Source organism: Moritella sp. 36, assembly GCF_018219415.1.
In the GTDB taxonomy this organism is placed as follows: domain Bacteria; phylum Pseudomonadota; class Gammaproteobacteria; order Enterobacterales; family Moritellaceae; genus Moritella.
This window is the reverse complement of the sequence record NZ_CP056120.1, coordinates 4,735,628-4,761,759: the sequence shown is the minus strand read 5'-3', so window position 1 is coordinate 4,761,759 and position 26,132 is coordinate 4,735,628. Positions and strand designations below refer to the sequence as shown.

Sequence of the window (26,132 nt, the reverse complement as noted above, 5' to 3'; positions counted from 1 at the left end):
ACTGATGTATGATGGTGTCTTCATTATCGTTACTCATGCTAGTTATGTAGTTAGTTTCTTAGCTTTTGTATACCCGTCACCACCATCAACACAATAAAACCTGCCAGTAACCCCATTAAGCCATTAATTATCACAGGAATTACTCCCGCTACAATTGCATTATGTGCGAATGCATCAGGTAACATCGTCAGTAGTGTGTGGATGACATCGTGAGAGCCTGGAATACTGTGAATGACAATACTGCCGCCAACAAGAAACATTGCAATTGTCCCGATCACTGCTAACGAACGCATTAGTTTTGGCGCGAAAGTCAGTAGCCCATTACCGAGGTAGTGTTTGATACTTTTTGCTTGGCTGTTATTAACGAGATACAAGCCGACATCATCCATTTTTACGATGGCGGCAACAAGACCATAAACGCCGATTGTCATGATTAAGGCAATTAAGCTTACTACAATTAGCTGGGTTGTTAATGACTGTATTTGTACCGTACCTAAGGCAATAACAATTATTTCGGCAGATAAAATAAAATCCGTTCTAATTGCGCCTTTAACTTTTTTATCTTCAAATTCTTCAACGGATAGTCCCGTTAATCCATCATCATCACTATTATCTTCATGAGCGGATGTGGATTTAGCATGATGGAGCTTCTCAGCCCCTTCAAAGCATAAAAACAAACCACCGATAAGTAATAATGGGGTAATTAACCAAGGTGCTACAGCGCTTATGAGTAGGGCCGCAGGTACTAAGATAGCTTTGTTCTTAAAAGAGCCTTTAGCAACCTTCCAAACCACAGGTAGCTCTCGATCTGCGCTTACCCCTGACACTTGTTCTGCGTTGAGTGCGAGGTCATCACCTAATACACCCGCAGTCTTCTTTGCGGCGACTTTGGTCATCAGTGCCACATCATCCAATACCGACGCAATATCATCGAGTAGGGCAATTAAGCTTAGTCCAGCCATATTCAAAGTCCTCATTAATAAATAGCAACTCCCAGCGAAAAAGCTGGCAGTTGCTTAGTGAATAACCTTGGATACATAGCTAGATAACTTAACTGCTTAATACGTACTTAAGGTTTTAATTTAAGTGTAATAGTACCAATAAATGTACCATTGTCACGATGAACTCCATCGAAAAAGTTAGTATCTGCCGAATCTGTTGTAAGGCGTGTAATAACATCTTTGTTTATTTGAGGTGCATTAGCTGCAGTAAAAGTGTCTGCACTATCGCTGCCTGCATCATATACGCGTAGATTTAGGGTTAAATTATTCTTCCATTTATTATTTTCATATAGTTGCAAATTATCAATACCAATAAACCAGTCTGGGCTAGGTGCCAGCATAGATACGATTGAGAAGTAAGAATAATTGGTGTTAGCAGAGAAACTTAATGAAACCGAGTTGCTACCTGTAGGGATTCCAGCGCCGTCGACGATTTTGTCGGCATCGTTATTGGTGATGTGCGTATTTATTTCATTTATTAGTGTGCCTTTTTCTCCCGTTTCGGCAACAACAATGACTCCAGGGCTAGCTAACTCAGAGCGTCTGAAAATATTAATTTGGTTGTTGTGGGTAAGGCCTATTAAGCCAGAAAAGTGTGCTGTCGCGGGGTAATTTGTTGGAAAGTTAGCTGCACTCCAGTTGGAGTTAAAGGTAAGTTCGTAAACGACGTCATCGTTTGGGTTGATGTTATTTATACTGGAGGAGTTTGGGTCATCACAGCCTGCAAGCAGTATGGTTAAAAAAAGTAGTGGTATGTAGATAAACTTCATAATAGCCTCGATATTCAAATTAAATGTTAATTTAAATCTTAGCTATCGGTTGTCACATTTCTATCACAGTACCATTACTTTTATATCCATATATTTCATGGATACAATCTGCCTAATAAAAAGCCCGCAGATTGTGCGGGCTAATACAGTCAGATTGTTAATCTTCTTCGTGACCATCATCGATGATTTCAGCTCTTGGCTTTCTCTTCATCGGCGCGAAACCGCCATCCACGGCGCTTGCCATTGAATCACGCATAGCTTGTTTCTTATCTTGCTTAGGAGCCGTATTCTGCTTGTGTTTCGGTGCGTTTTTATCACCTTTACGCGCGAGTTTAGTTGGACGCCCTTTATTACTTTCTGGTAAACGTTTTTTCGCAGGTTTTGGTTTAAGGCCTTTAAACTTAGCTTCAAAACCTTCTAACATAATGCAAGGCAGTTTAACTTTTAAGTAACTTTGGATCTTGCCAAATGAAGTCCAGTCTTTCGGGCTTACGAGTGAGATTGCAATACCTGTTGCGCCAGCACGACCTGTACGACCAGTACGGTGGATAAAGTCTTCAGGGTTAATCGGTAAATCGAAGTTGATAACATGGCTTAATGTACGAATATCAAGACCACGCGCGGCAACGTCTGTTGCCACTAAGACTTCAACACGTCCACGACGGAAATCTTCTAACGTACGCTTACGTTGATTTTGTAACATGTCACCGTGAATTGAAGTGGCATTGATACCGTTATCAACTAATAGTTTTGCGAGACGTTCTGTATCTAATTTTGTTGCTGTGAAAATTAGCAGCTGGCGATAGTCTTCGGTCTTAGCAAGATGAACTAATTGTTCTTCTTTGTGCGTCAGATTATCAGAGAAAAATAAACGCTGTTCAATTTTCTCATGTTGATCGTTTGAACGGTTAATCTCGATACGTTCTGGTGCACGTAATACTTGGTTACAAATATTAGCAACGTCAACGTGCTCTAGTGTTGCAGAGAACAGCATCGTTTGACGTTTTACGTTCGGTGCACTGTTTGAGATTGCAGATACATCATCACGGAAACCCATGTCTAACATACGATCAGCTTCATCCAGCACTAAGAATTCTAAGTGCTCAAGCGAAATTGATTTTTCACGAATATGATCAAGCAAACGACCTGGTGTCGCAATTAAGACTTCTGGATTTTTACGTAATAACTTTTCTTGGTGCTGGAAAGACTCACGACCAATAATCAGTTGGATTTGATAATCCAGACTCATACCCAAATGTTTCATGTTTGCATGCACTTGGATCGCAAGCTCACGCGTTGGCGCTAAGATCACTGCACGTACAGCGCGGTGCTCAAAACGACGCTGCTTTAACATACGTTGTAATATTGGCAGACCATAAGCAATGGTTTTACCACTACCCGTTTGCGATGTAGCCATGATGTCACAGCCACCTAAAATAAGTGGAATAGCTGCTTCCTGCACCTCTGTTGCTTGTTCAAATCCTAAATGCTTGATTGAACTGATTAAACGTGGGTCGATACCGAAATCTTGAAAGCGCAAAGAAGCTACCTCTTAAATAGAATTAAAATAATTGCTAGAAATTATTTAGGGGCGAGAACTATATAGGAGCACAGCTCAAATTCCAACCCTATTTTCTAGTGACTACTGAGTATTATACAGCATAAACAGAAGATGCCTTCAGAAATAAATCATTATCCCTTTTTAAAAGCGTATTGTGCATTTGTTATTAATGAAAAATATGAGTTATTGCAGCAATTTTTACAATTTTAGCTAAATTTACTATATAGGTAATAGAAGGATGTATGGTATGCGGGATATCAAGGTTGATTCAAGTAAAGTCATTTTACAATATTCGTTATACAGTAAAATAAGAACATTATTGTTAGTGATGTTGGCGTTGGTTATTGCGGTTTTTTTTATTGCGATTGAAGTGACTGTTCAACAAGTTAACCCATTATTTATAGATGACTTTACTACTTTAAAAATAAACCTTTTATTAACAATATTACCGCTATTATTAATCTCGCTTGTTCTCTCAAAATTGGTGTTAGACAAATTAGTCTCCAAGCCATTAGCGAAACTACAACAAAAGTGCCATGACGCGATTGCTGATAAAGATAATCATCATGAAGCATTTAGCTCTCCTTATATAGAATTGGATGGATTAGTTAACTTATTGAATGATCAGATAGAGACAATGACTGAACCTCGAGTGAATAAAATACTGTTGGCGCAATCCAAGCAGCAATTTGTCGAGAGTTTAAGTAATGATATTCGAACACCAATGAATAGTATTCTAGGTACCGCTGAGTTACTTTGTGAAATGCCACAAAATATTAAATCCGCAGAATATCTGAAGTTAATGAAGCACTCTGCTAATCATATGCAGATGGTACTGAATGATGTGACTGATTACTCGAGAATCGAATCGGGTAATTTAGAACTCGCTAAAGTTCGTTTTGATTTGTTAGAAATACTCGATCAAGTTTACACCTCGCTACGTCCGTTTGTGCATAACAATTTACGCGTACGCTTTAGCCTGAATTATAGTGACGATCTGCATCGGTTTTATATCGGTGACCCGGTTCGGTTACAACAAGTGCTGGTCAACTTGGTTGCGAATGCGTTGAAGTTTACCGATAGAGGCTTTGTTGAACTTAAAGTCAATTGCAGCAAGGTCGATGATACAAATGAAGGAGGGGCAGTAGCAGATATTGTGTTTACGATTAGTGATACAGGCATTGGTATTCCAGTGACTAAACTTGCACATTTGTTTGATAACGAGCAGCTACCTTATAATCATAAATCGAATGATTTACCGAGTGGAGGCTTAAGTTTAGCGATTTGTTCCCGTTTGATTAACTTAATGCAAGGTCGTTTACAAGTCGAAAGTAAATTAGGTGAGGGTGCACAATTTAAGATTAATCTAAGGTTACCTCATGCTTACCAATTACGTACACAGCATATTATTGGTAGTAGTGATTTAGCATTAGATAAATTAGCAGGGTTAAAAGTATTATTGATCGAAGATAATAAAATGAATCAAATTGTTTTTCAGCAAGCGCTGACGCAATTGCAAATGCAGGTGTTTACTGGGAATACAGGTTTAGAAGGTCTAGATTTGATCCAAAAATACACTTTCGATATTATTTATATGCAGATCCCTGGTCCAGATGGTATTGCAACGACCAAGATGATTCGTGCGGGTACGAGTAATAATTGTAACACTCCCATTATAGCGCTTATAGAGGATGCATTTAAGTTTGATTTAGTGACCTGTAAGCATACAGAAATGGACGGTTATATTAATAAACCGATATCCAAGCAAGCTTTAATTGACGAAACGGTACGCGTACTTGATTTTGAAATACCCGTTACAGACGTGGTCCTGCCGATTAATAAAGAGTGTAAAGTCAGCTTAGAAGAGTAGGGTAAATGGTTCTCTTTTAAAGGCTGACGAAGTTGATCTTATGAAACTATCATGCTTTTTAGTGCTAACTGATCGGTGATATCTAAGTTCAGTTCGTTGCAAGCTTCTTCAAATGTTTTACCTAAATGGCAAATATACATTTCAATTGCGATCAGATGATTTTGTAGTGCTTGTTGCTGTTCCATACTTATACCTCCTAAGGTTTATGAGCTAATAAACTAGTACAGTTTGTGGATTTCTGTCTAGCGTTAGACTTAAATTACAGATCGTTATGTTTATAAATGTTAACCCACGCACATTTATACCGCTTTAATACTTGCTCATTACGGTGGATATGACTCAGACTCGAGTATTTATTCGATGAGATGGGACCTGTCAAAATGGAATTTACAACGACGATTATCACCAGTACTATTATTATCACTGCGTGCGCGATATTGCATTTATATGGTGCCTACCAAGACCGAAAGTGGTTATTTTATCTGTTTAAGCCTGTGACCACACTTTCTATAGCTGCTTTGTGTTGGTATCTTGCACCGGGGTTTAATGATTATGTCTGGCTGATCTTACTTGGTTTATTGCTCTCAACCTTGGGGGATATTTTCCTTATGTTACCCAAGGACCGCTTCATACCGGGATTATTGAGTTTCTTGTTGGCGCATGTTGCTTACATTATTGCATTTTCGATGGCACTGGAGTTGACTTATACTTGGTCACTTATCTTCCCTTTGGCTATTATAGCAATGATCTACTTAACCCTATTGTGGTCGTCACTAGCAGAAATGAAAGCACCGGTATTGGTTTATATGAGTATCATCGTAATAATGGCCTGGGTCAGTGGTGAGCGTTACCTTAGCTTGAATAGCTCGGCCAGTATGTATGCATTTATTGGTGCGATAGTGTTTTTGTTTTCAGATGCGACATTAGCACTCGACCGATTTAAAAAACAGTTCCATAGTGCTTATGCGGTTATTATTGTAAGCTACTATCTTGCCCAGTATTTTATTGCGCTTTCAGTTATATGACCAGTTATCTGAAGGTGTTAACGTCGTTACAGTAAGGGAATTAATTCGTGGCTAACCTAAATTTATCAGCACTTGCTATTTATCCACTGAAATCAGCAAAAGCAATTAACTTAACCTCTTCTCACGTGAGTGAAATGGGCTTGGATCATGATCGTCGATTTGTTATTAGTGACATGCAAGGACAGTTTATTACGGGGCGGACTCAGCCTAAAATCACGACGATTAAAATTGAAGTCGTGGCGCAAGGTATCATGCTTTCAGCGCCACAGATGCCACCGATTGCTTTCACGTTTAAAGAGCTACAGCAAGATTATACAGATGTAACGGTTTGGGGGACTATAATTCGAGGTCAACGTTGCAGCGAAAACATTAATCAATGGCTAGGTAAGTTCTTACAGATAGACTGCCAATTACTTTATTTTGGAACTAGCTCTTCACGTCAGGTTCCTAATTTTGATAAACAATTAAGTTTTGCTGATGGATATCCGATTTTATTAATCTCACAAGCCTCTCTTGATGAACTAAATCGCAGCACACTGAGACCAATTGAGATGAGCCAATTTAGAGCTAACTTCATCGTGACGGGCTGTGAACCATTTGCAGAAGATAGTTGGAAACGGATCAAAATTGGTAATGCTGAATTTGAATTAGTGAAACCCTGCGAGCGTTGTATCTTTACGACATTAAGCCCGGGAAAAATAAGCTTTGCTGAAGACAAAGAGCCGCTTAAGACGTTAAGTTTATTCCGCAAAGGTAATGATGGTAAGATTGATTTTGGCCAAAATCTAGTTAGTCATAACGATGCGGAAATTAAGCTTGGTGATAGAGTTGAAGTATTGGAATATCACACGCCTAAGTTTTATGCTGATAACCGCCCTAAACAAAGACCAATTGTGTCAGCACCAAAGGCTGCTGTGAACCATAATACTGAGCTACAGGCTAAAACTTTGTGGGATAAAAATGAAACCCGACAACTTTGCTGTGTAGCAGTTATCGATGAAACGCCTGATACTAAAACATTTCGTTTTCGTGTCGAGCCTGCCGCTTTGTTGAATTATAAACCGGGTCAATTTATTACCCTTAATTTAAAGATTGGTCATGATCTGGTGATGCGTAATTATACCTTATCATCATCACCAAGCCGTCCGGATTTGTTAGCTGTCACGGTAAAACGGGTCCCAGATGGTAAAGCGTCAAATTGGCTTAATGACAATTTAGCGGTTGGCGATCGGTTAGGGGCGTCATCACCACGTGGGCCGTTTCATGCTTTTACAGCCACGACACCAAAATTATTATTATTGTCGGCGGGTAGTGGTATTACTCCCATGCTCTCAATGGCGCGTTATTATGCTGACACTGAGTGTGATAAAGATATCGTCTTCTTCTACAGTGCAAAAACGGCGGTAGATTTGATTGCGCTTGATGAGCTGCAATTACTCACGCGTCAGCATACCAATATGCGTTTAGCCTTAACCTTGACAGCTGAAAGTACACAGAGTGATTGGACTGGGTTAAGGGGACGTATTGATCAGCAAATGCTGGCTGATGTGGTGCGCGACATTAGTGACCGATCATCCTATGTTTGTGGCCCCGAAACCTTTATGACGACAATGGCAGCTGCGCTAACGGCATTGAATGTACCAGCTGAACAGCAATTTCAAGAAAGTTTTGGTGATCATAAACATTCCGAAACACCTAGTGAACCAGTGAATATCTTATTGGATAGTTGGGATACCAGTTTTGTAGGTGACAATAAAACGACATTATTAGAACAAGCTGAAAGAAATGGCGTGAACATCCCCTATAACTGCCGTGCAGGTTATTGTGGTGTTTGCCGTGTAACGTTAGAGTCGGGAGAAGTGCGTGTACTCGCTGACCATGCATTAACAGATGATGGTAAAAAGGCGAAGAAAATATTGGCGTGTAGCTGCATTCCACAAACGGATGTCGTGATTAGCGCATAATGATGCTGTTGTATTGGGAGTGCTTAGTTTTAGATAATCGTTTTAAATATGAGTACTCTCAAATTGTAATTAGATAGGTGGTGCTTTAAAGTGTACCCACTTATATATAGGAGTTAAGACATGAATCGTACACTTGCCATTGAATTTTCGCGTGTCGTTGAAGCCGCTGCTCTTGCTGGTTATAAATGGTTAGGCCGCGGAGATAAGAATATTGCTGATGGCGCTGCTGTTGAAGCCATGCGTGTGATGCTAAATAAAATCGATATTGATGGTGAAATAGTTATTGGCGAAGGCGAAATCGATGACGCACCTATGTTGTATATAGGCGAGAAAGTCGGTACGAAAATAGCCGGAGCTGACGCGGTTGATATCGCTGTTGATCCGATTGAAGGCACCCGTATGACAGCAATGGGTCAATCTAATGCAGTTGCAGTATTGGCTGTCGGCGAAAAAGGCGCGTTTCTAAAAGCACCTGATATGTATATGGAAAAATTAGTGGTTGGCCCTGATGCTAAAGACGCCATTGATTTACGTTTATCCCTTGAAGACAATATTCGTAATGTTGCTCACGCGCTAGATAAAGACATCAGTGAGCTAACTGTAGTGACCTTAGCAAAACCTCGTCACGATGATAAAATCAAAGGCATGCAAGCAATGGGCGTACGTGTGTTTGCGTTACCCGATGGTGATGTTGCCGCGTCTATCTTGTGCTGTATGCCAGATAGTGACGTTGATATGATGTATTGTATTGGTGGTGCGCCTGAAGGTGTTATTTCTGCTGCTGCTATTCGGGCTATGGACGGCAACATGCAGGCGCGATTATTAGCGCGTCATGATGTGAAAGGTGATACTCCTGAAAACCGCGCGGCAGGTGAAATCGAAATTTCACGTTGTCAGGCATTAGGCTTGGTTGTTGGTGAGATCTTACCATTGGATAAATTAGCGAAAACCGATAATGTGATTTTTGCCGCAACAGGTATCACTAAAGGCGATCTTGTTGAAGGTGTGCAGCGTAAAGGTAATATTGCAACGACGGAAACCTTGGTTATTCGTGGTAAGTCGGGCACTATTCGTCGTATTCAATCAATACATGTGCTCAATCGTAAAGGTGCAGATTTACAAAGTATTATTTTATAACTCATCATTTTATAAACATAGAATCGTGATTGATTAGATAACAAAAAGCCGCGTTATTAACGCGGCTTTTTCGTTTTTATAATATAACGCTTAGCTTACGCAATCGCGATACGATCACTTGCTGCCAGGGCTAGATCCGCTAATAATTTTTCAGTATCTTGCCAGTGGATACAAGCATCGGTAATACTCTTACCATAAACCAAAGGCTCACCAGCAACGACAGCTTGGTTACCTTCTTCAATGAAGCTTTCTGCCATGATACCTGAAATTTGCATGCTACCCGTGCGCATTTGAGCCATTACATCTTCAGCTACGTTTAGTTGGTTAGTGTGTACCTTCTGGCTATTACCATGGCTAAAATCAACAACGACAGACGGTGCTAAACCTGCATCACTTAATGCTTTGGTCGCTACGTCAATGTGTGATTTAGCATAATTAGGTGTTTTACCACCACGTAAGATCACATGACCAAATGGATTGCCGTGTGTTTGATATACCGTCATCAAGCCATCTTTATCTGGAGAGTAGAAAATGTGTGGAACTTGTGCTGCACGTACGGCATCGATAGCAATTTTGGTATTGCCATCAGTCCCGTTCTTGAAACCGACAGGGCAAGACAAGGCTGACGCCATTTCGCGATGAACTTGGCTTTCTGTGGTTCGCGCGCCAATTGCACCCCAACTGATTAAGTCTGCAATGTATTGACCGTTAACCATATCTAAAAATTCGGTCGCGATTGGTAAACCGATTTCAGTAATATCAACGAGCAATTTACGTGCTAAGCGTAAGCCTTTGTTCGCTTGGTATTGACCGTTTAAGTCAGGATCACTGATCAAACCTTTCCAGCCCACAATAGTACGTGGTTTTTCAAAGTACACACGCATTGCAATAACTAAGCTACTTTTATACTGCTCTTGCAATGGTTTTAGACGGCGAGCGTAATCTAACGCCGCGCTAGTATCATGAATTGAGCAAGGGCCAATGATAACCAGTAGGCGTTTGTCTTTGCCTTCAATAATCGCTTCTATTTCACGACGGTTATTGATTAGCTGTTTTGCAGCGTTATCAGATAATGGAAACTCTTCAACCAGTTGACTTGGAGTGATCACCTGGTCGATATAGGTAGTTCTAAGTTCGTCTGTTTTAATTGTCATGATGTCTATTAATCTAAATATGGGCTGTGATCAGCTTAACGTAATTTCACCTTATTATAAAGATAATCAGATGTTAGCTTGATTCGAATCATTAAATCCTAATAACAGCAGTTGTTTACCCTGTTTTTGATAGGCTAAAAAACGTTGCTGTATATCGTTCGGCGCTTGCGTTGTCGGATAGAAGTCATGCTGACCATAAAACTGTTCAAGATGAGGCAAAGCAAAAGTGAACGTTTTATTATTCTGAAATTGAGAGCGCATGTGCCGTAAAATATGGTGGCCAAGGCGTTGGCCTCGGTGATCGGGAGCGACCAACATACCTGTTAATAAAGATAACTCACCAATAGGGCGTAATCGCGCGCAAGCTACAATGCTATTACCCTCTTTTAATACAGCAATATGCTCTGCTTTATTGGGTCTTGAATAGGGCAAATATTGCTTATAGAAGGGCTTAACTAATGGGTTCTCTATTTTTTTTAACCATTGAAACTGCATGTTGTTGCCTTTTATTATTCGGTTTTGCATGCAGATACGTTATTATCTGCAGTGAATTATGCCTTATGAGTGTTAATTATTTCATGCAAATACTAAAAAATCACAATTTAAAACCTTATACCAGCTTTGGTGTTGATGCTTATGCCACACAGTTTGTCACCGTTACCACGTTAAGTGAGCTTAAGTTAGCACTACAGATCCCTGCGCCTCAACGGTTAATTCTTGGCGGCGGTAGTAATTTATTATTTTGCGATGACTTTGATGGACTTGTTATCCGTATTTGCTTGACGGGCATAGCAGTGAATGAATCGGCAGATGATGTGGTTTGTTTACATGTGGCGGCTGGAGAAAATTGGCATGAATTTGTGGAATGGTCATTGACCCAAGGCTATGATGGTTTAGAAAATCTGGCGTTGATTCCGGGTGTTGTCGGAGCCGCACCAGTACAAAACATTGGCGCTTATGGCGTTGAATTTAAGGATGTCTGTGATTATGTGGATGTACTTGATATCGAAAGCCTGAAAGTACAGCGTTATGTACCCGCAGAATGTCAATTTGGTTATCGTGACAGTGTTTTCAAAGGTGAACTTAAAAACAGCGCGGTGATCACTGCTGTCGGCATTAAACTACACAAACCTTGGATTGCCAAAATTAACTACGGACCATTAGCGAATTTAGGGGCTGGCGTCTCGGCATTAGCAATTTTTAAGCAGGTTTGCCTTACGCGGCAACAAAAATTACCGGATCCAAATCAGCTCGGTAATGCAGGTAGTTTTTTTAAAAACCCGATCATCAATTTAACGCAATTTAACGCTATTGTGGCTAAGCACCCTGACATTCCTCATTATCCTGCTGGTGATGATATTAAACTAGCCGCAGGCTGGTTAATTGATCAATGCAATCTAAAAGGTTACCAGCAAGGTGGAGCACAAGTACACACGGAACAAGCACTGGTTATTGTTAACACGGGTTCTGCAACCGCGGGCGACATTATTGCACTCGCAAAGCATATCCAAGCCACGGTGATGGCGCGATTTGCAATTGAATTACACCATGAGGTTCGCTTTATGGGTCGTGATGGCGAAACCAATCTAGCGGAGGTGTGTCGTGGTTAATATGACGGTATCAAGGCAGCAACTGATTCGTTTACTGGCAGATGGTGAGTTTCATTCTGGAGAAGCTCTTGGTGAAAGATTGGGCGTTAGCCGCATGGCAGTAAGTAAGCAGATCAAAGTATTAGAAAGCATCGGTCTGGATGTATTTAAAGTGACAGGTAAAGGTTATAAGCTTTCTGCACCTTTACAATTACTCGATGCTCAACTGATCGCAGACGGTAGTGGTGTCAGTATTGAAAGTCATCAAGTGCTTGGTTCGACCAATCAGCATTTATTGGATAAAGCGGCGTTATTAACCAAAGGTCACAGTTGTTTTGCTGAATATCAGACCGCCGGACGAGGACGCCGTGGTAAAAAGTGGGTGTCTCCTTATGGTTCACACCTTTACACCAGTACTTATTGGAGTTTAGACGCTGGTATTCAAGCTGCATCTGGACTCAGCTTAGTGATTGGTATTGCTGTTGCGCGTACACTCACAGAGTTGGGTATTGCTAATACCCAATTGAAATGGCCAAATGATGTATATGTGGATGGTAAAAAAATTGCAGGTGTACTCGTCGAGATTATTGCGACGGCAGGTGGTGAATGCCATTTAGTCATTGGCCTGGGTTTAAACGTGAATATGCCATTACAAGCCGGATTGGAAATTGATCAAGCTTGGACTGATATAAATCAGCAATTACCGCACCTACTTGATCGTAATGAACTAGCCACGCGTTATTTAACACACCTAATCAAAATATTAACTGACTTCGAGCAGTTTGGTTTTGGACATTTTGTAGAAGAGTGGAACAATTGTGATGCATTTAAAAATTGTCCTGTGTTAGTTAGCGTCGGAAATAAGAAAAAATATGGTATTGCGAAAGGTATTGATCAAAGTGGGGCGTTGTTATTAGAAATTAATGGCATTATTAGTCCACAAATTGGTGGTGAAGTATCGTTACGACGTGCAGATACTTAATCTAATATTGATCTTACTAATGATTTTTAGTCGAAGCTTAGTCGAAATGGCTAATATTTCACCATGAGAGCAAAAAAGAACTGATTTTTATCGATTAAGGTTGCAAGAGGTCGGGGCTTACTCTAATATCCTTCCTCGTTAAGTGACGCCGCCGACTTAGCTCAGTAGGTAGAGCAACTGACTTGTAATCAGTAGGTCGCCAGTTCGACTCCGGCAGTCGGCACCATTTAACTCGTTACTGAAGTACAATATGTGGAGGGGTTCCCGAGTGGCCAAAGGGATCAGACTGTAAATCTGACGGCTCAGCCTTCGAAGGTTCGAATCCTTCTCCCTCCACCACTTTGTATTCAGGACGCATGCGGGCGTCGTATAATGGCTATTACTCCAGCCTTCCAAGCTGATAATGCGGGTTCGATTCCCGCCGCCCGCTCCAAATTTGCTGATATGGCTCAGTCGGTAGAGCGCATCCTTGGTAAGGATGAGGTCCCCAGTTCGATTCTGGGTATCAGCACCATTTTTCAGGTCAATTATTTCTTCTTCTCTATATTCTCCATACCAAATAACGATACCTTAAAAATATTCAAGATTTAAAAATCAAAAATCAAAAAATAAATTTAATTATAACGAATTTAAGCTATTTGTAATTCAAATATTATTCATAATTATTTACGAATAACTTGCATGAAAAACGAAAGCCCCTATAATTAGGTGCTCCGTTTGTAGGGGTAGCTCCAATTGGTAGAAAGGCGGTCTCCAGACTGATGTTTGTGAGTGCGATTATCTCCCTCCTGCCACTGTCATCACCGTGTAACAGCGGATTTTTTTGTCTTTAAGGTACAGGTTAGTAGTATGACTTCAAATACTGAAAACCAAGGAAAAGCACTAGAAACTGTAAAATGGGTACTAGTTGCTATAATTCTAATTGGCACAGTTATTGGTAACAATATTTTTAGTGAAGAATCAGTGTTAATCCGCGCAGTTGCTGTAATTATTGCCGCTGTTATTGCTGGTGGCATTGCATTACAGACAAGTAAAGGGCGCGATGCGCTTGAATTTGCATCTGAATCAAGAACAGAAGTACGTAAAGTAGTTTGGCCTACGCGCCAAGAGGCGATCCAAACTACACTTATCGTATTAGTTGTTACCGCTATTATGGCGTTAGTGCTATGGGGATTAGATGGAATTCTAGTTCGCGTAGTTGCATTTATCACAGATGTAAAGGTATAAGTTCATGTCTGAACAGAAAATGAGATGGTACGTAGTTCAAGCCTTTTCCGGTTTTGAAGGTCGTGTTCAAAAAACATTAACAGAACACATTCGAATTCACAACATGGAAGAATACTTCGGTGAAGTACTTGTTCCAACGGAAGAAGTTGTTGAAATGCGCGCTGGTCAACGCCGCAAGAGTGAACGTAAGTTCTTCCCTGGCTACGTTTTAGTTCAAATGGTAATGAACGATGAATCATGGCATTTGGTAAGTAGCTTACCACGTGTACTTGGTTTCATTGGCGGTACGAAAGAGCGTCCAGCTCCGATTAGTTCTAAAGAAGCTGATCGCATTCTTAACCGTCTTCAAGATGCAATTGATAAGCCGCGTCCTAAGACGTTATTTGAAGTAGGTGAAGTGGTTCGTGTATCCGACGGTCCATTTGCAGACTTTAACGGTGTTGTAGAAGAAGTTGACTATGAAAAGAGTCGCTTAAAAGTTTCTGTATTGATCTTCGGTCGTTCTACTCCGGTTGAATTAGATTTCGGTCAAGTAGAAAAAGGCTAATACCATTAACCTTTTAGATTAATGGTTAGGTTAAATAAAATAAAATTATCATTTTATTGAATGTAATTTCAACAAAATGCTTGGCAAGGGCAGCGATTATATCTATAATTCGCTGCCCTTGTTTTTCGGGAAGCTTGTATTCATGTCGGATACAGCGTTCGCACCCATATTTAAGGTAAATTAAAATGGCTAAAAAAGTTACTGCATATATTAAGCTGCAAGTTTCAGCTGGTATGGCGAATCCTAGTCCACCGGTTGGTCCTGCACTAGGTCAACACGGTGTTAACATCATGGAATTCTGTAAAGCGTTCAACGCAAAAACAGATTCTGTAGAGAAGGGTTCACCGACTCCTGTTGTTATCACAGTTTATTCTGATCGTTCGTTCACGTTCGTAACAAAGACTTCTCCAGCATCTTTCTTACTTAAGAAAGCGGCAGGCATCAAGTCTGGTTCTGGTCGTCCTAACACTGAGAAAGTGGGTACTGTTACTCGCGCTCAGCTGGAAGAGATCTCTAACACTAAACAACCAGACCTTACGGGCGCTGATCTAGAAGCTATGGTTCGCACTATTGCTGGTACAGCTCGCTCAATGGGCTTGAACGTAGAAGGATAATACTGATCATGGCTAAACTTTCTAAACGTATGCGTACGATCCGCGAAAAAGTGGAATCTACAAAAGCTTACGAAATCAACGAAGCTGTTGAACTTCTTAAAGAATTAGCATCTGCTAAATTCAAAGAAAGCATCGACGTTTCTGTAAACCTAGGTATTGATTCACGTAAATCTGACCAAAACGTTCGTGGCGCTACTGTGCTACCACACGGTACTGGTCGTGAAGTACGTGTTGCAGTATTTACACAAGGTGCTAACGCTGAAGCGGCTAAAGCTGCTGGCGCTGACATCGTAGGTATGGACGATCTAGCTGCACAAGTTAAAGCCGGTGAGCTTAACTTTGATGTTGTTATCGCATCTCCAGACGCTATGCGTGTTGTTGGTCAACTAGGTCAAATCCTAGGTCCACGTGGTTTAATGCCAAACCCTAAAGTTGGTACTGTAACTCCTGACGTTGCGACTGCAGTTAAAAATGCTAAGTCTGGTCAAGTTCGTTACCGTAACGACAAAGCTGGCATCATCCACACTACTATCGGTAAAGTGGATTTTGAAGCAGCGCAAATCAAGGAAAACCTTGAAGCTCTACTTAAAGCATTAAGCAAGTCAAAGCCTGCTTCTGCTAAAGGTCAATTCATCAAGAAGATCAGCCTATCTACTACGATGGGTGCTGGTCTAACTGTTGATGCTGCAACTGTAGAGACTAAATAATTTACAGGAACTAAATTATTTAGTATAATTCGGTTCCTTAAATTTAGCTGGTCGGTTAATACTAATTTATTAATATTAACCGACCAGTAAAAAATGTGGGTTGAAGTAAGTGCACTGAGTTTAATACTTAGTGTTGTTTACTTCCGTCCAAGACCGTAGGAGTTGTGCTTACTCTGTAAGAATAACTTAATAATGATCGGCTATTTTAGTTAATACTTGATCTTTCCTACGTAGATGGTGCAGGACCTCTGAAGAATTTATTTTTTTCTGGAATCCAAGCCGTAATGGTTCGACTGATATTACTGCCAAAGGCAAGGTATTGGTCGGAAATTTTAAATACCGATTTTTTTCGGTTTTATCCAGGAGTATAGACCATGGCATTAGGTCTCGACGACAAAAAAGCAATTGTTGCTGAAGTCAACGAAGCTGCCAAGGCTGCGCTTTCTGCAGTAGTTGCTGATTCACGTGGCGTTACTGTAGGTGCAATGACTGGTCTTCGTAAGCTTGCTCGTGAGAATGGCGTCTACATCCGTGTAGTACGTAACACTCTTATGAAGCGTGCTGTTGAAGGTACGGATTTCGCGTGCCTTAACGAAGTATTTACCGGTCCAACTCTGATCGCATTCTCTAATGAGCACCCAGGTGCTGCAGCTCGTCTTCTTAAAGACTTCGCTGCACAAGAAGAATCTTTCGAAGTTAAAGCGTTAGCATTTGAAGGCGAATTTATCGGTGCAGAAAACATTGATAAACTAGCTAAACTACCAACATACGACGAAGCTATTGCTCAGTTAATGATGACTATGAAAGAAGCATCTGCTGGCAAACTTGTACGTACATTGGCTGCTTTACGCGATCAAAAAGAGCAAGAAGCTGCTTAATTTAGCCGCTTTGTCTAAAATAAATTTTAATATATTAGGAATGACACATGTCTATCACTAAAGACCAAATCATCGACGCAATTGCTGAACTTTCTGTTATGGAAGTTGTTGAATTAATCGAAGCAATGGAAGAAAAATTCGGCGTATCTGCTGCAGCTGCAGTTGTTTCTGGTGGTGCTGAAGGCGCTGCTGTTGAAGAGCAAACAGAATTCGACGTAATTCTTGCTTCTTTCGGCGACAACAAAGTTAAAGCAATTAAAGCTGTTCGTGGTGCTACAGGCCTAGGTCTTAAAGAAGCTAAAGGTGTTGTTGAATCTGCACCTGTAGCTCTTAAAGAAGCTGTAGAAAAAGCTGAAGCTGAAGAACTTAAGAAAGTTCTAGAAGAAGCTGGTTGTACTGTTGAGATCAAATAGTCTATTCTTAAATAGATTATTGCCCTCATAAGGCATTGGCTGGTGATTCTTTAATCGCCGGCCTTTTTGCGCTATAGGATGTTTGGAAATTTCACATCATTTCAACCAAAATTCTGCGCACTGTTTAGCCCAATTCTTTTGGTCGAGACAGGATAAAAAACATATAATGATGTTGTTAGAGCTGTCCTTTTTAAGGGCAGAGTGGGTCACTTATCAGCGAGCTGAGGAACCAAATGGTTTACTCTAATACCGAAAAAAAACGTATCCGTAAAGACTTTGGTAAAAGTGCACCAGTTGTGGCTAAGCCGCAAATGTTGGCTATTCAAACTAGCTCTTTTAAAAAGTTTTTAGAAATGGATCACACAGGTGAATACGGCCTGGAAGCAGCATTCCGTAGCGTGTTCCCTATTAAAAGTTACTCTGGAACTTCTGAACTTCAATATGTATCGTACCGTTTAGGTGAACCTGTATTTGAAGTTAAAGAATGTCAAACCCGTGGTGTTACTTATTCTGCACCGCTGCGTGTTAAATTACGTCTTGTATTATACGATCGTGATGCACCAGCAGGTACTATTAAAGATATCAAAGAACAAGAAGTCTACATGGGCGAAATCCCATTAATGACTGAAACTGGTACTTTTGTTATCAATGGTACAGAGCGTGTTATCGTATCTCAGTTACACCGTAGTCCTGGTGTATTCTTTGATCACGACAAAGGTAAAACCCATTCATCAGGTAAAGTATTATATAACGCACGCGTTATTCCTTACCGTGGTTCATGGTTAGACTTTGAATTCGATCCGAAAGATAGCTTATTCGTTCGTATTGACCGTCGACGTAAATTACCATCATCAATTATTCTTCGTGCACTTGAGTTCACGACGGAAGAAATCTTAGCAATCTTCTTCGACACTACGCGTTTTGAAGTTAAAGATGGCAAGTTATTGATGGAACTACAGCCAGACCGTCTACGTGGCGAAACGGCGGTATTTGACATCGTAGCTAACGGTGAAGTATACGTTGAAAATGGTCGTCGTGTTACTGCTCGTCATATCAAGAAATTTGAAAAGAACGGCGTAACAGAGATCGAAGTACCATTAGAGTATATCGCTGGTAAAGTAGCCTCTAAAGATTACGTTAATGAAGAAACAGGCGAAGTGATTGTTGCAGCGAATGCTGAACTAACACTAGAATCTGTTGCTGAATTATCACAAGCTGGTATCAAGGTAATTGATGTTCTTTATACGAACGACCTTGATGTAGGTAGTTACATGTCTGACACATTACGTGTTGACTCAACTACTAACAAACTTGAAGCGCTAGTTGAAATCTACCGTATGATGCGTCCTGGTGAACCACCAACGCGTGAAGCGGCAGAATCATTATTCCAAAATCTTTTCTTCGCAGAAGAACGTTATGATCTATCTACTGTAGGTCGTATGAAGTTCAACCGCCGTATTGGCCGCGAAGAAGATACTGGCTCAGGCATTCTGAACAAAGCTGATATTGTTGAAGTGATGAAAACTTTGATTAATATCCGTAACGGTAAAGGCGAAGTTGATGATATCGATCACCTTGGCAACCGTCGTATTCGTTCAGTTGGCGAAATGGCAGAAAACCAATTCCGTGTTGGTTTAGTTCGTGTAGAACGTGCTGTTCGTGAACGTCTAAGTCTTGGTGATCTTGATGCAGTAATGCCACAAGATTTAATCAATGCTAAACCGATCTCAGCTGCGATCAAAGAGTTCTTTGGTTCATCACAACTGTCTCAGTTCATGGATCAAAATAACCCATTGTCAGAAGTGACGCACAAACGTCGTATTTCTGCATTAGGTCCTGGTGGTCTAACACGTGAACGTGCTGGTTTTGAAGTACGTGACGTACATCCAACTCACTACGGTCGTTTATGTCCGATTGAGACTCCAGAGGGACCAAACATTGGTCTAATTAACTCACTAGCTGTATTTGCCCGTACTAACGATTATGGTTTCTTAGAAACGCCATTCCGTAAAGTTATCAACGGTCAAGTTACTAATGACGTTCAATACCTTTCTGCTATCGAAGAAGGTCTGTATGCAGTAGCACAGGCTAACGCAACTATCGATACAAATGGTGTATTACAAGATGAATTTATTCCATGTCGTCACAAAGGTGAAACAACCTTTATGTCTGCGGACCAAATTCAGTATATGGACGTATCTCCACAGCAAATTATTTCTGTGGCGGCATCGCTAATTCCGTTCCTAGAACACGATGATGCTAACCGTGCATTGATGGGTGCGAATATGCAACGTCAAGCAGTACCAACACTAAATGCTGATAAGCCATTAGTAGGTACTGGTATTGAACGCGCGGTAGCAATCGATTCTGGTGTAACTGTTGTTGCGCTACGTGGCGGTTCAATCGACTATGCTGATGCAAGTCGTATCATCGTTAAAGTTAACGAAGATGAACTTGTACCAGGTGAAGCGGGTATTGATATCTACACGCTAACTAAGTACACACGTTCGAACCAAAACACATGTATTAACCAACGCCCAACAGTATTAACTGGTGAAGCAGTGGTTAAAGGTGACGTGCTTGCTGACGGTCCTTCAACAGACTTAGGTGAATTAGCACTTGGCCAAAACATGCGTATCGCATTCATGCCTTGGAATGGTTACAACTTCGAAGATTCAATCCTTGTATCTGAACGTGTTGTAAAAGAAGATCGTCTAACGACAATCCACATTCAAGAATTGTCATCTATTGCGCGTGATACTAAACTTGGTAGCGAAGAGATTACTGCGGATATCCCTAACGTGGGTGAAAGCGCATTATCTAAACTAGATGAGTCTGGTATTGTTTACGTTGGTGCTGAAGTTAAGCCGGGTGATATCCTGGTAGGTAAAGTAACCCCTAAAGGTGAAACACAATTAACGCCTGAAGAAAAGCTTCTACGAGCTATCTTCGGTGAAAAAGCATCTGATGTAAAAGATAGTTCATTACGTGTACCTAACTCTGTTTACGGTACTGTAATTGACGTGCAAGTATTTACCCGTGATGGCGTAGATAAAGATAAACGTGCACAAGACATCGAGCAGATGCAACTGCGTGAAGCGAAAAAAGACTTAACTGAAGAGTTATCTATCTTCGAAGAAAGCTTATTCGGTCGCGTTAAATCTCTATTACTTGCTGCAGGTAAAACGGAAGAGCAACTTAATGCTGTTTCTCGCGCACAATGGTTAGAGATTGTTCTTTCTGATGAAGAACAACAGATTCAATTAGAAGGCCTAGCTAAGCAACATGATGAGCTACGTGCTGACTTTGATTCTAAGTTTGATATCAAACGCCGTAAAATTACCCAAGGTGATGACTTAGCACCAGGTGTACTTAAGATTGTTAAAGTATACCTAGCTGTTAAACGTCGTATCCAACCGGGTGATAAGATGGCTGGTCGTCATGGTAACAAAGGTGTGATCTCAACAATCGTTCCTATTGAAGACATGCCACACGATAAGTTTGGTGAGCCAGTTGACATCGTACTTAACCCGCTGGGTGTACCATCGCGTATGAACATCGGTCAGGTACTTGAAGTTCACTTGGGCCTTGCTGCTCGTGGTATCGGTAGTAAAATCGATAACATGATCAAAGAACAACAAGATCTTGCTAAGATCCGTGAATTTATGCAAAAAGCATACGACATCGGTAATACGCATCAGAAAGTTGATTTATCAACATACTCTGACGAGCAGGTTCGTGTTCTTGCGCACAACTTACGTAAAGGTCTGCCAATGGCTACACCTGCGTTTGATGGTGCAGCTGAAGCTGAAATCAAAGAAATGCTTAAATTGGCTGATTTACCAGAATCAGGTCAATTAGAGTTATTTGATGGTCGTACTGGTGACGTATTCGAACGTCCAGTTACCGTTGGTTACATGTATATGCTGAAACTGAATCACTTGGTTGATGACAAGATGCATGCACGTTCTACCGGTTCTTACAGCCTAGTTACTCAGCAACCGCTGGGTGGTAAAGCTCAGTTCGGTGGTCAGCGTTTCGGTGAGATGGAAGTATGGGCTCTGGAAGCATACGGTGCAGCATATACTCTACAAGAGATGCTAACTGTTAAGTCTGATGACGTGAACGGTCGTACTAAGATGTATAAAAACATCGTAGACGGCGATCATCGTATGGACCCAGGTATGCCTGAATCATTCAACGTATTGTTGAAAGAGATCCGCTCATTGGGTATCAACATCGAACTAGATGAAAACAAAGGTAAGAAATAAGCTCTTATTAAGAGATTATTCAGACTTTTGAATTAGCATTGCGCCTCGACTCATTCTGTGAGTTGAGGCTGCGTAGTTTTCACTCCCAGTGGAGAAAAACGTGAAAGACTTATTAAAGTTTCTAAAACAGCAAGGTAAGACCGAAGAGTTCGATGGTATCAAGATTGGTCTAGCTTCTCCGGAACAGATCCGTTCTTGGTCTTTTGGTGAAGTTAAAAAGCCAGAAACCATCAACTACCGTACCTTCAAACCTGAGCGTGACGGTTTATTCTGTGCGCGTATTTTCGGCCCAGTAAAAGATTACGAATGTCTTTGCGGAAAATATAAGCGTCTGAAGCACCGTGGTGTTATCTGTGAAAAATGTGGCGTAGAAGTAACGCAAACTAAAGTTCGTCGTGACCGTATGGGCCACATCGAATTAGCGTCTCCTGTTGCACACATTTGGTTCTTGAAATCATTACCATCTCGCATCGGTCTATTACTAGACATGACGCTACGTGATATCGAACGTATTCTTTACTTCGAATCATATGTTGTTATCGAACCTGGTATGACTTCGCTAGAGCGTGGCATGATGCTGACTGAAGAGCAGTATCTTGACAACCTAGAAGAATGGGGTGATGAATTTGATGCGAAGATGGGTGCAGAAGCTGTACTTTCTTTGTTACAAGATCTAAACCTAAACCAAGACATCGAAGAAATGCGTGAAGAATTAGAGACTACAAACTCTGAAACTAAACGTAAGAAGATCACTAAACGTCTTAAACTAATGGAAGCATTCGCTGTATCTGGTAATAAACCAGAGTGGATGATCATGAACGTACTGCCGGTATTACCGCCAGATCTTCGTCCATTAGTACCACTAGATGGTGGCCGTTTCGCGACTTCTGATCTAAATGACCTTTATCGTCGTGTGATCAACCGTAACAACCGTCTAAAACGTCTATTAGATCTAGCTGCACCAGATATCATCGTACGTAACGAAAAACGTATGTTACAAGAATCTGTTGATGCACTATTAGATAATGGTCGTCGTGGTCGTGCGATTACAGGTTCTAACAAACGTCCTCTTAAATCTTTGGCTGATATGATCAAAGGTAAACAAGGTCGTTTCCGTCAGAATCTACTAGGTAAACGTGTAGATTACTCTGGTCGTTCTGTAATTACAGTAGGTCCAACGTTACGCTTACACCAATGTGGTCTACCTAAGAAAATGGCACTTGAGTTATTCAAGCCATTCATCTACGGTAAATTAGAATCACTTGGTTTTGCAACAACGATTAAAGCAGCTAAGAAAATGGTTGAACGCGAAGGCGCTGAAGTTTGGGATATCCTAGACGGCGTGATCCGCGAACATCCAGTAATGCTTAACCGTGCACCAACACTGCACAGACTTGGTATTCAAGCATTCGAACCTGTTCTAATTGAAGGTAAAGCGATTCAGTTACACCCATTAGTATGTTCTGCATACAACGCCGATTTCGATGGCGATCAGATGGCTGTACACGTACCGTTAACAATTGAAGCTCAATTGGAAGCGCGTACACTGATGATGTCTACGAATAACATTCTTTCACCTGCGAATGGTGAACCGGTTATCGTACCTTCTCAAGACGTTGTATTAGGTCTTTACTACATGACTCGTTCTGGCGTTGGTGCTAAGGGTGAGGGAATGGTACTAGGTAGCCCTGAAGAAGCTGAAAAGCTTTATCGTAGCCACCTTGTTGAGCTACATGCACGTGTTAAAGTACGTATTACTGAACATCTTAAAGATGAAAATACTGGTGAAGTTACAGTTCGCACTGAACTGAAAAACACAACAGTTGGTCGTGCGATTCTTTCTTTAGTAGCACCTAAGGGTCTACCATATGAATTAATTGATCCGATTAAAACTTTAACTGCTGAAGAAGAAGCTAAACTTGCAGAGAATCCAGCTAACTGGATCCTGAAAGTATCTAACGAAGCGTTAGGTAAAAAGCAGATCGGTAAGCTACTGAATGACTGTTACCGTCTATTAGGTCCAAAAGACACTGTTGTTTTCGCTGACCAAATAATGTACACCGGTTTCCATTATGCTGCGCTTTCTGGTGCATCAGTTGGTATCGATGACATGGTTATTCCGGATGCGAAGAAAACGCTAATTGAAGCGGCTGAACTAGAAGTAACTCAAATCCAAGAACAATTCCAGTCTGGTCTTGTTACTGCGGGTGAGCGTTACAATAAAGTGATTGATATTTGGGCTCGTGCCAATGAGCACATCTCAAAAGCAATGATGGATAACTTGTCTACAGAAACTAAAGATAACTCTTTAGGTGATGCTGAGACACAGAAATCTTTCAACAGTATCTTTATGATGGCCGATTCTGGTGCACGTGGTAGTGCGGCACAGATTCGTCAGCTAGCTGGTATGCGTGGTCTGATGGCGAAACCAGATGGTTCGATCATCGAAACACCTATTACGGCTAACTTCCGTGAAGGTCTAAACGTACTTCAGTACTTCATCTCAACGCATGGTGCGCGTAAAGGTCTAGCCGATACAGCACTTAAAACAGCAAACTCGGGTTACCTAACTCGTCGTCTTGTTGACGTTGCACAAGATCTTGTGATTAACGAGATTGATTGTGGTACTGAAAGTGGCCTAATCATTACTCCTCATATTGAAGGTGGTGATGTTGTTGAACCACTACGCGATCGTGTTCTTGGTCGTGTTGTTGCTGAAGATGTTGTGAACCCAAGTACTGGTGAAGTGATATTGCCACGTAATACATTACTTGACGAAAAACTTTGTGATTTCTTAGAAGAGCACTCAGTTGATCAAATGAAAGTACGTTCTGTAATTACTTGTGACAATGACTTCGGTGTTTGTGCAAGCTGTTACGGTCGTGATCTAGCTCGTGGTGAGATGGTTGGTCAAGGTGAAGCAGTTGGTGTTGTTGCAGCACAATCAATTGGTGAACCTGGTACACAGTTAACGATGCGTACATTCCACATTGGTGGTGCGGCATCAAGAGCCTCTGCAGAAAATAATATCCAAGTTAAAAATACGGGTACGATTAAGTTCCACAACGAGAAATTCGTTGAGAATGCAGAAGGTAAACTGGTTATTACTTCACGTTCATCAGAAATTACAATTATTGATGAAAACGGTCGTACTAAAGAAAGCCATAAACTGCCTTACGGTTCTGTTGTTGAATATAAAGACGGCGCAGCTATTGAATCTGGTAGCATCATTGCTAACTGGGACCCGCATACTCACCCAATCATCACTGAGGTGGCTGGTCAAATTAAGTTTGTTGACTTAATTGAAAGTGTAACGGTTACTAAGCAAACTGATGATCTAACTGGTCTATCTAGCACGGTAATTCTAGACCCTGCAGCACGTGTTGCCGCTGGTAAAGATTTACGTCCTATGGTTAAGCTTGTTGATACAGCAGGTAATGATTTGTTCATTCCTGGTACAGAAGTTATTGCACAATACTTCTTACCTGCAAACGCAATCGTTAACTTAGAAGATGGCGCATTAGTGACTATTGGTGAAGCGTTAGCGCGTATTCCTCAAGAAAGCTCGAAAACACGTGATATTACGGGTGGTCTACCACGCGTAGCGGATCTGTTTGAAGCTCGTCAGCCAAAAGATGCTGCTATCTTAGCGGAAATCTCAGGTACTATTAGTTTCGGTAAAGAAACTAAAGGTAAACGTCGTCTAGTTATCACACCTACCGATGGTGCTGAAGCTTACGAAGAGATGATCCCTAAATGGCGTCACTTGAACGTGTTCGAAGGTGAGAAGGTTGCTAAAGGTGAAGTTATCGCCGATGGTCCTGAATCAGCACACGATATTCTACGTCTACGTGGTATTAGCCATGTTGCGAACTATATCGCGAACGAAGTTCAAGAAGTATACCGTTTACAAGGCGTAAAGATTAACGATAAGCACATTGAAACTATCGTTCGTCAAATGCTACGTAAAGCTAACGTAATCTCTGCTGGTGATAGTAACTTCTTACCAGGTGAGCAAGCTGAAGTTTCACGTCTGAAAATTGCTAACCGTCAGCTAGAAGCTGAAGGCAAGCAACCAGCCGTGTTCCAACACATGCTTATGGGTATTACTAAAGCGTCTCTTGCAACTGAATCATTTATTTCAGCTGCATCGTTCCAAGAAACAACACGTGTTCTAACAGACGCTGCTGTTCATGGTAAGATTGATGACCTTCGTGGTCTGAAAGAGAACGTTATTGTTGGTCGTCTGATCCCTGCTGGTACAGGCTTCTCTTATCACCAAGAACGTGCGAAAAAACGTGCTGGTAAAGTAGAAGAAGTAATGCAAGAAATCACGACTGATGAAGCTGAACAGAACTTAGCAAACCTACTAAATAACCTTTAATTGATTTGCTGAATGCAATTAAAGTCGTGTGTAAGTGA

The 26,132-nt window shown here is 41.1% G+C and carries 20 protein-coding genes and 4 tRNA genes; 18 read left to right on the top strand and 6 right to left on the bottom strand.

Annotated elements, in window-relative coordinates; translation table 11 throughout:
• Positions 1-50: 50 nt before the first annotated feature.
• From HWV03_RS21170 to HWV03_RS21160, 3 genes are all read right to left on the bottom strand, one after another.
• The gene (locus tag HWV03_RS21170; protein ID WP_211677799.1) at positions 51-962 is read right to left on the bottom strand and encodes a DUF808 domain-containing protein; all 912 of its coding nucleotides are present in this window, start codon (positions 960-962) and stop codon (positions 51-53) included.
• A gap of 107 nt (positions 963-1,069) precedes the next feature.
• Positions 1,070-1,771 carry a spondin domain-containing protein gene (locus tag HWV03_RS21165; RefSeq protein WP_211677798.1) on the bottom strand — a complete coding sequence of 234 codons (702 nt, stop codon included), beginning with the start codon at positions 1,769-1,771 and terminating at the stop codon, positions 1,070-1,072.
• Between the two features lie 157 nt (positions 1,772-1,928).
• Positions 1,929-3,311, bottom strand: a complete 1,383-nt coding sequence (locus tag HWV03_RS21160; protein WP_211677797.1) for a DEAD/DEAH box helicase — start codon at positions 3,309-3,311, stop codon at positions 1,929-1,931.
• Positions 3,312-3,579: 268 nt separating this feature from the next.
• Here HWV03_RS21160 and HWV03_RS21155 point away from each other — a divergent pair, with 268 nt between their 5' ends.
• Positions 3,580-5,202, top strand: a complete 1,623-nt coding sequence (locus HWV03_RS21155) for a hybrid sensor histidine kinase/response regulator (RefSeq protein WP_211677796.1) — start codon at positions 3,580-3,582, stop codon at positions 5,200-5,202.
• 38 nt (positions 5,203-5,240) lie between these two features.
• Here HWV03_RS21155 and HWV03_RS21150 read toward each other — a convergent pair whose 3' ends face one another.
• Positions 5,241-5,387 (bottom strand): hypothetical protein, encoded by a 147-nt coding sequence (locus HWV03_RS21150; protein ID WP_211673348.1) that lies wholly within the window; start codon positions 5,385-5,387, stop codon positions 5,241-5,243.
• A gap of 195 nt (positions 5,388-5,582) precedes the next feature.
• Between HWV03_RS21150 and HWV03_RS21145 the strand changes: the two genes are divergently transcribed.
• The 3 genes from HWV03_RS21145 (at position 5,583) to glpX (ending at position 9,328) form a co-directional block, all read left to right on the top strand.
• A complete protein-coding gene (locus HWV03_RS21145) occupies positions 5,583-6,227 on the top strand; it encodes a lysoplasmalogenase (protein ID WP_211677795.1) in 645 nt (214 codons plus the stop codon).
• 47 nt (positions 6,228-6,274) lie between these two features.
• On the top strand, positions 6,275-8,191 hold the full coding sequence (locus HWV03_RS21140; RefSeq protein ID WP_211677794.1) for an MOSC N-terminal beta barrel domain-containing protein: 1,917 nt from the start codon (positions 6,275-6,277) through the stop codon (positions 8,189-8,191).
• A gap of 120 nt (positions 8,192-8,311) precedes the next feature.
• Positions 8,312-9,328 (top strand): class II fructose-bisphosphatase, encoded by a 1,017-nt coding sequence (glpX, locus tag HWV03_RS21135; RefSeq protein WP_211677793.1) that lies wholly within the window; start codon positions 8,312-8,314, stop codon positions 9,326-9,328.
• Between the two features lie 95 nt (positions 9,329-9,423).
• Here the strand turns inward: glpX and HWV03_RS21130 are convergent, their stop codons facing one another.
• Both HWV03_RS21130 and HWV03_RS21125 read right to left on the bottom strand, forming a co-directional pair.
• Entirely contained in the window at positions 9,424-10,482 is a 1,059-nt protein-coding gene (locus tag HWV03_RS21130; protein ID WP_211677792.1) for a 3-deoxy-7-phosphoheptulonate synthase, read from the bottom strand.
• A 66-nt stretch (positions 10,483-10,548) separates the two neighbouring features.
• The gene (locus HWV03_RS21125) at positions 10,549-10,977 is read right to left on the bottom strand and encodes a GNAT family N-acetyltransferase (RefSeq protein WP_211673343.1); all 429 of its coding nucleotides are present in this window, start codon (positions 10,975-10,977) and stop codon (positions 10,549-10,551) included.
• A gap of 65 nt (positions 10,978-11,042) precedes the next feature.
• On the opposite strand from HWV03_RS21125, the gene murB reads away from it, so the two are divergent.
• The 14 genes from murB (at position 11,043) to rpoC (ending at position 26,094) form a co-directional block, all read left to right on the top strand.
• Complete coding sequence (gene murB, locus HWV03_RS21120) at positions 11,043-12,092, top strand: UDP-N-acetylmuramate dehydrogenase (protein WP_255546968.1); 1,050 nt, start codon at positions 11,043-11,045, stop codon at positions 12,090-12,092.
• 1 nt (position 12,093) lies between these two features.
• The gene (birA, locus tag HWV03_RS21115) at positions 12,094-13,053 is read left to right on the top strand and encodes a bifunctional biotin--[acetyl-CoA-carboxylase] ligase/biotin operon repressor BirA (protein ID WP_249185562.1); all 960 of its coding nucleotides are present in this window, start codon (positions 12,094-12,096) and stop codon (positions 13,051-13,053) included.
• A 150-nt stretch (positions 13,054-13,203) separates the two neighbouring features.
• Positions 13,204-13,279, top strand: a tRNA-Thr gene (locus tag HWV03_RS21110).
• Between the two features lie 28 nt (positions 13,280-13,307).
• Positions 13,308-13,392: transfer RNA gene (locus HWV03_RS21105), tRNA-Tyr, on the top strand.
• Between the two features lie 19 nt (positions 13,393-13,411).
• Positions 13,412-13,486: transfer RNA gene (locus HWV03_RS21100), tRNA-Gly, on the top strand.
• Between the two features lie 5 nt (positions 13,487-13,491).
• Positions 13,492-13,567: transfer RNA gene (locus HWV03_RS21095), tRNA-Thr, on the top strand.
• A 335-nt stretch (positions 13,568-13,902) separates the two neighbouring features.
• Positions 13,903-14,280, top strand: a complete 378-nt coding sequence (gene secE / locus HWV03_RS21090) for a preprotein translocase subunit SecE (RefSeq protein WP_211673340.1) — start codon at positions 13,903-13,905, stop codon at positions 14,278-14,280.
• Between the two features lie 4 nt (positions 14,281-14,284).
• Positions 14,285-14,827 carry a transcription termination/antitermination protein NusG gene (nusG, locus tag HWV03_RS21085; RefSeq protein ID WP_211677791.1) on the top strand — a complete coding sequence of 181 codons (543 nt, stop codon included), beginning with the start codon at positions 14,285-14,287 and terminating at the stop codon, positions 14,825-14,827.
• A 185-nt stretch (positions 14,828-15,012) separates the two neighbouring features.
• Positions 15,013-15,441, top strand: a complete 429-nt coding sequence (gene rplK, locus HWV03_RS21080; protein ID WP_045108698.1) for a 50S ribosomal protein L11 — start codon at positions 15,013-15,015, stop codon at positions 15,439-15,441.
• Between the two features lie 8 nt (positions 15,442-15,449).
• Positions 15,450-16,148 (top strand): 50S ribosomal protein L1, encoded by a 699-nt coding sequence (rplA, locus tag HWV03_RS21075; RefSeq protein WP_211677790.1) that lies wholly within the window; start codon positions 15,450-15,452, stop codon positions 16,146-16,148.
• A 374-nt stretch (positions 16,149-16,522) separates the two neighbouring features.
• Entirely contained in the window at positions 16,523-17,026 is a 504-nt protein-coding gene (rplJ, locus tag HWV03_RS21070) for a 50S ribosomal protein L10 (RefSeq protein WP_045108700.1), read from the top strand.
• A gap of 47 nt (positions 17,027-17,073) precedes the next feature.
• The gene (rplL, locus tag HWV03_RS21065) at positions 17,074-17,439 is read left to right on the top strand and encodes a 50S ribosomal protein L7/L12 (protein ID WP_211677789.1); all 366 of its coding nucleotides are present in this window, start codon (positions 17,074-17,076) and stop codon (positions 17,437-17,439) included.
• A gap of 233 nt (positions 17,440-17,672) precedes the next feature.
• Positions 17,673-21,710, top strand: coding sequence for a DNA-directed RNA polymerase subunit beta (gene rpoB, locus HWV03_RS21060; RefSeq protein ID WP_211677788.1), 4,038 nt, complete (start codon positions 17,673-17,675; stop codon positions 21,708-21,710).
• Positions 21,711-21,810: 100 nt separating this feature from the next.
• Positions 21,811-26,094, top strand: coding sequence for a DNA-directed RNA polymerase subunit beta' (gene rpoC, locus HWV03_RS21055; protein WP_211677787.1), 4,284 nt, complete (start codon positions 21,811-21,813; stop codon positions 26,092-26,094).
• The last annotated feature ends 38 nt before the right edge of the window (positions 26,095-26,132 follow it).

Excerpts from the sequence above, each read along its gene's own strand:
- HWV03_RS21170 (WP_211677799.1), bottom strand. The coding sequence starts at position 962 with ATGGCTGGACTAAGCTTAATTGCCCTACTCGATGATATTGCGTCGGTA.
- HWV03_RS21165 (WP_211677798.1), bottom strand. The coding sequence starts at position 1,771 with ATGAAGTTTATCTACATACCACTACTTTTTTTAACCATACTGCTTGCA.
- HWV03_RS21155 (WP_211677796.1), top strand. The coding sequence starts at position 3,580 with ATGCGGGATATCAAGGTTGATTCAAGTAAAGTCATTTTACAATATTCG.
- HWV03_RS21150 (WP_211673348.1), bottom strand. The coding sequence starts at position 5,387 with ATGGAACAGCAACAAGCACTACAAAATCATCTGATCGCAATTGAAATG.
- HWV03_RS21145 (WP_211677795.1), top strand. The coding sequence starts at position 5,583 with ATGGAATTTACAACGACGATTATCACCAGTACTATTATTATCACTGCG.
- glpX (WP_211677793.1), top strand. The coding sequence starts at position 8,312 with ATGAATCGTACACTTGCCATTGAATTTTCGCGTGTCGTTGAAGCCGCT.
- HWV03_RS21130 (WP_211677792.1), bottom strand. The coding sequence starts at position 10,482 with ATGACAATTAAAACAGACGAACTTAGAACTACCTATATCGACCAGGTG.
- HWV03_RS21125 (WP_211673343.1), bottom strand. The coding sequence starts at position 10,977 with ATGCAGTTTCAATGGTTAAAAAAAATAGAGAACCCATTAGTTAAGCCC.
- murB (WP_255546968.1), top strand. The coding sequence starts at position 11,043 with ATGAGTGTTAATTATTTCATGCAAATACTAAAAAATCACAATTTAAAA.
- birA (WP_249185562.1), top strand. The coding sequence starts at position 12,094 with ATGACGGTATCAAGGCAGCAACTGATTCGTTTACTGGCAGATGGTGAG.
- secE (WP_211673340.1), top strand. The coding sequence starts at position 13,903 with ATGACTTCAAATACTGAAAACCAAGGAAAAGCACTAGAAACTGTAAAA.
- nusG (WP_211677791.1), top strand. The coding sequence starts at position 14,285 with ATGTCTGAACAGAAAATGAGATGGTACGTAGTTCAAGCCTTTTCCGGT.
- rplK (WP_045108698.1), top strand. The coding sequence starts at position 15,013 with ATGGCTAAAAAAGTTACTGCATATATTAAGCTGCAAGTTTCAGCTGGT.
- rplA (WP_211677790.1), top strand. The coding sequence starts at position 15,450 with ATGGCTAAACTTTCTAAACGTATGCGTACGATCCGCGAAAAAGTGGAA.
- rplJ (WP_045108700.1), top strand. The coding sequence starts at position 16,523 with ATGGCATTAGGTCTCGACGACAAAAAAGCAATTGTTGCTGAAGTCAAC.
- rplL (WP_211677789.1), top strand. The coding sequence starts at position 17,074 with ATGTCTATCACTAAAGACCAAATCATCGACGCAATTGCTGAACTTTCT.
- rpoB (WP_211677788.1), top strand. The coding sequence starts at position 17,673 with ATGGTTTACTCTAATACCGAAAAAAAACGTATCCGTAAAGACTTTGGT.